This is a genomic window from Mycobacterium sp., assembly GCF_049280035.1.
In the GTDB taxonomy this organism is placed as follows: domain Bacteria; phylum Actinomycetota; class Actinomycetes; order Mycobacteriales; family Mycobacteriaceae; genus Mycobacterium.
Genome location: NZ_JBAPPI010000075.1, coordinates 1 through 4,015 on the forward strand (window position 1 = coordinate 1; position 4,015 = coordinate 4,015).

5 protein-coding genes and 1 pseudogene are annotated in these 4,015 nt (G+C 65.0%); 3 read left to right on the forward strand and 3 right to left on the reverse strand.

Annotation, left to right across the window (positions count from 1 at the left end; translation table 11 throughout):
* Window positions 1–462: trypsin-like serine peptidase (locus tag WAN71_RS02535; protein WP_422223821.1), on the reverse strand; the 462-nt coding region annotated here is incomplete at its 3' end.
* Window positions 463–673: 211 nt separating this feature from the next.
* On the opposite strand from WAN71_RS02535, the gene WAN71_RS02540 reads away from it, so the two are divergent.
* From WAN71_RS02540 to WAN71_RS02550, 3 genes are read left to right on the forward strand one after another with little or no spacing between them, the layout of a single operon-like run.
* Window positions 674–1,663, forward strand: coding sequence for a proteasome assembly chaperone family protein (locus tag WAN71_RS02540; RefSeq protein ID WP_422223822.1), 990 nt, complete (start codon window positions 674–676; stop codon window positions 1,661–1,663).
* A gap of 35 nt (window positions 1,664–1,698) precedes the next feature.
* A complete protein-coding gene (locus tag WAN71_RS02545) occupies window positions 1,699–2,721 on the forward strand; it encodes an alpha/beta fold hydrolase (protein WP_422223825.1) in 1,023 nt (340 codons plus the stop codon).
* Window positions 2,722–2,767: 46 nt separating this feature from the next.
* Complete coding sequence (locus WAN71_RS02550) at window positions 2,768–3,454, forward strand: PhzF family phenazine biosynthesis protein (protein WP_422223823.1); 687 nt, start codon at window positions 2,768–2,770, stop codon at window positions 3,452–3,454.
* Window positions 3,455–3,471: 17 nt separating this feature from the next.
* On the opposite strand, the gene WAN71_RS02555 is transcribed toward WAN71_RS02550, so the two are convergent.
* Entirely contained in the window at window positions 3,472–3,885 is a 414-nt protein-coding gene (locus WAN71_RS02555) for a DUF1330 domain-containing protein (protein ID WP_422223824.1), read from the reverse strand.
* Between the two features lie 29 nt (window positions 3,886–3,914).
* Window positions 3,915–4,015, reverse strand: a pseudogene (locus WAN71_RS02560) (fatty acid-binding-like protein); the annotation flags it as partial.

The following is a 4,015-nucleotide window of genomic DNA, read 5'->3' on the forward strand; positions in this document are numbered from 1 at the left end:
CGACAGCGCCGAACCGACCTGCGCTTCGACCGATCCGCCGTCAGGGCGGCTGACCCGGGCGATCGCATAGTCGGCCCGCGGATCCCTATTGGCCACCCATCGCGGATCCAGGTAGATCACGTCCATCGTCCAGATATCGGTCGGCGCGGCTTGTTGTGCGAAACCGGGTACGAAGGTCGCCGGGCCGCCGGCAGCCATGCAATGCGCGGCGGTCAGCACCAGATTGCCCGTTGCCGAGTGCAACACCGACCCGGTGCAGGCATGCAAGTCGCTGCCGCCCAGGAAGACCGCGCCCACCCGCGGATCTGGATCTACCGGCGCTGCGACGACGCCGTTCGCCGGATTAACGGCGGCTTGTTTGGGTTTGCTGCTGACTGGTGCAGAGGGTGGCCGGTGCCCGCAGGCCACTAGCACCAAGGCCAGGCCGACGGTCGAAACCACAGCTGCTGCCAGAATGCGCATCGATGTCGATCATGCCCGATCGGGTGCGCGCAGATGATGGCGAGCAACGCTGCGGCGGCAAATTCGGCGCCTCGCGAAACGGGTACCCGCGTGGAATGCGGTCGGAAGCGCCCGCGTTCTCACAGCGGGTCCGGTATCCGCGGCCAGCGGATTTGAGAGACACTATCTGACACGGTGCGGCATACCGCGCCGTGCGAGGAGGCAAGACGCGATGGGCGACAACCAGCCCCCCGACAGAGGCCCTGCGAAAGAGCAGCGCTACCAGCCCGAGCAGAACGGCATGTACGAGCTCGAGTTCCCGGCGCCACAGTTGTCGTCGTCGGATGGCCGTGGCCCGGTTTTGGTGCACGCCCTGGAAGGCTTTTCCGACGCCGGCCACGCGATCCGGTTGGCCGCCGGCCATCTCAAGGACACGCTGGACACCGAATTGGTGGCCTCGTTCGCGATCGACGAGCTGCTCGACTATCGGTCACGGCGGCCACTGATGACGTTCAAGACCGATCACTTCACCGAATACGACGACCCAGAGCTCAGCCTCTACGCCATGCATGACAGTGTCGGGACGCCGTTTCTGCTGTTGGCCGGCATGGAGCCGGATTTGAAGTGGGAGCGGTTCATCACCGCGGTGCGGTTGTTGGCCGAGCGTCTGGGTGTGCGGCAGACCATCGGCGTGGGCACGATCCCGATGGCCGTCCCGCACACGCGGCCGGTGACGATGACGGCGCACTCCAACAACCGCGAGCTGATCACCGACTTCACCCCGTGGATCGCTGAGGTGCAGGTGCCCGGCAGTGCGTCGAACCTGTTGGAATACCGGATGGCGCAGCACGGCCACGAGGTGGTCGGCTTCACCGTGCATGTACCGCACTACTTGGCGCAGACGGACTACCCGGCCGCCGCGCAGGCACTGCTGGAGCAGGTTGGCAAGGCGGGAGCCCTGCGGTTCCCACTGAAGGCGCTGGAGGAGGCGGCGGTCGAGATTGCGGCCAAGGTCGACGAGCAGGTTGAGGCGAGCTCGGAAGTCGCTCAAGTGGTGGCTGCGCTGGAGCGACAGTACGATGCCTTCATTGCCGCTCAGGAGGAACGGTCGCTGCTGACGCGGGATGAAGATCTGCCGAGCGGCGACGAACTCGGCGCGGAGTTCGAGCGATTCCTCGCCCAGCAGGCAGAGAAGAAGTTTGACGACGACGATCCGACGTGAGCGCCCCCACCGGGCCCGACAGCGAAGTTGGCGACATGACCCAGCGGAAGCCCAATCTGCGCTCGGTTCGGGAGGTCACCCCTTCGCTGCAGTTCCGCACGGTCCACGGGTATCGGCGTGCGTTCCGGATCGCCGGCTCGGGCCCGGTGATCCTGCTGATTCACGGGATTGGTGACAACTCCACCACCTGGGAGACGGTTCAAGCCAAGCTCGCGCAACGGTTCACGGTGATCGCCGTCGACTTGCTGGGCCACGGGCAGTCGGACAAGCCACGCGCCGACTACTCGGTCGCGGCGTACGCCAACGGGATGCGCGACCTGCTTTCCGTGCTAGACATCGAACGGGTCACCGTCGTCGGCCACTCGCTTGGTGGCGGGGTGGCAATGCAGTTCGCCTACCAGTTCCCGCAATTGGTGGAGCGGCTGGTCCTGGTCGCGGCCGGCGGTGTCACCAAGGACGTCAACATTGTTTTGCGCATGGCTTCGTTGCCGATGGGCAGCGAGGCGCTGGCGTTGCTGCGGCTGCCATTGGTGCTGCCGGCTTTGCAGATCGCCGGGCGCGCGGCCGGCCTGATGTTGGGATCAACCGGATTGGGCCACGACCTGCCGGACGTGCTGCGGGTGCTGGCCGACCTGCCGGAGCCGATGGCCTCGGCGGCGTTCACCCGGACACTACGGGCGGTGGTGGATTGGCGTGGCCAGATGGTCACCATGCTGGACCGATGTTATTTGACGGAATCCGTTCCGGTGCAAATCGTTTGGGGCACAGACGATGTGGTGGTGCCCATCAGTCATGCCCGGATGGCGCACGCCGCGATGCCAGGGTCCCGATTGGAGGTTTTCGAGCGCTCTGGCCACTTCCCGTTCCACGACGATCCGGACCGTTTCATCGAGGTCGTCGAGCGCTTCATCGACAGCACCGAGCCCGCCGAATACGACCAGACCGCGCTGCGCGAATTACTGCGCAGCGGCGGCGGCGCGCAAACCGTCTCCGGACCGGTCGACACCCGCGTCGCCGTGTTGAATGCCATGGGTTCCGACGAACGTAGCGCCACCTGATCGGTCCCCCGAAGGGTGGCGAGAAGCACAGTCGTATGGTCGGCGTATGAGCTACGACGTCACAGTGTTGCGGGTGTTCACCGACTCAGCGGGAAATTTTGGAAATCCCCTGGGCGTCGTCGACGCCAGCACCGTCGAGGTTTCGTGGCACCAGCGCATCGCCGCTCAATTAGGTTACAGCGAAACAGTTTTCATCGACTTGCCGAGCGCTGGATCCACCACTGCGCATGCTCGCATCTATACCCCGCTGACCGAGCTGCCGTTCGCCGGGCACCCGACGGTCGGAGCGTCATGGTGGTTGCGCGCCAGGGGTACGCCGATTCGGACGCTGCAGGTGCCGACCGGCATCGTGCAGGTGAGCTACCACGACGACGTCACGACGATCAGCGCCCGCTCGGAATGGGCTCCGGAGTTCGCCATTCACGATCTCGAATCGCTCGATGAACTCGCAGCCGCCAACCCCGCCGACTTCTCCGACGATGTGGCGCACTACCTGTGGACATGGACCGACGAGTCGGCCGGATCACTGCGTTCCCGGCTGTTCGCGGCAAACCTGGGTGTGACGGAGGACGAAGCGACGGGATCCGCTGCCGTGCGAATGACCGACTACCTCAGCCGGGACTTGACTATCACCCAGGGCAAGGGATCGGTAATCCAGACCACGTGGAGCCCGGAGGGCTGGGTTCAGATTGCCGGGCGCGTCGTCGACGACGGTCTGACGCACTTCGTCTAAACCCGTTCCGTGTCGCGCTAGAGCACCCGCTGTGTCACGCGGATCAGCAACTGACCGTCCAGCCCAGCAGCGCGGTGAACGCCGATCTCGGCAACTTCCGGGGACGTCACTATCGCGGCAAACGCTGCGGCTGAAGGATATTCGACCAGCACGCAGATGTCCCACAAGTCCTCGACCTCGCCGATCACCAGCGACGCGATATCACCGCCGAACAGCACCCGCCCGCCGCCGTCTTCGATGACTTTCTGCATCGGTGCGGCGTAGAGGTCGTAGGCGTGGCGGCCGGTCAGGTCGCTGGGGCGCCCGTCAGGGTAGACCGCCTTCGCCCGGAACTTCAGCAGGTTGAGCATCACAACCGGACCGTCCGAGGTATTTGCCATCAAGGCTTCGACGCGGGAATGCGTTGGGTAGACTGCGTTTTCGACGTCCACGCTATTGTCTCCTCACTTCCGAGCGACGCTCAGCCTTTGCGGTGCAATACCGCCGCGAGGTGGTGTTGCAGCGGTTGTCCGACCGCACCCATCTGCAGCGAATACGACAGTTCGTCGCCGTCGACTCGGA

What these genes read in the sequence shown, in the direction of transcription:
- WAN71_RS02540 (WP_422223822.1), top strand. Translation starts at nt 674, where the DNA reads ATGGGCGACAACCAGCCCCCCGACAGAGGCCCTGCGAAAGAGCAGCGC.
- WAN71_RS02545 (WP_422223825.1), top strand. Translation starts at nt 1,699, where the DNA reads ATGACCCAGCGGAAGCCCAATCTGCGCTCGGTTCGGGAGGTCACCCCT.
- WAN71_RS02550 (WP_422223823.1), top strand. Translation starts at nt 2,768, where the DNA reads ATGAGCTACGACGTCACAGTGTTGCGGGTGTTCACCGACTCAGCGGGA.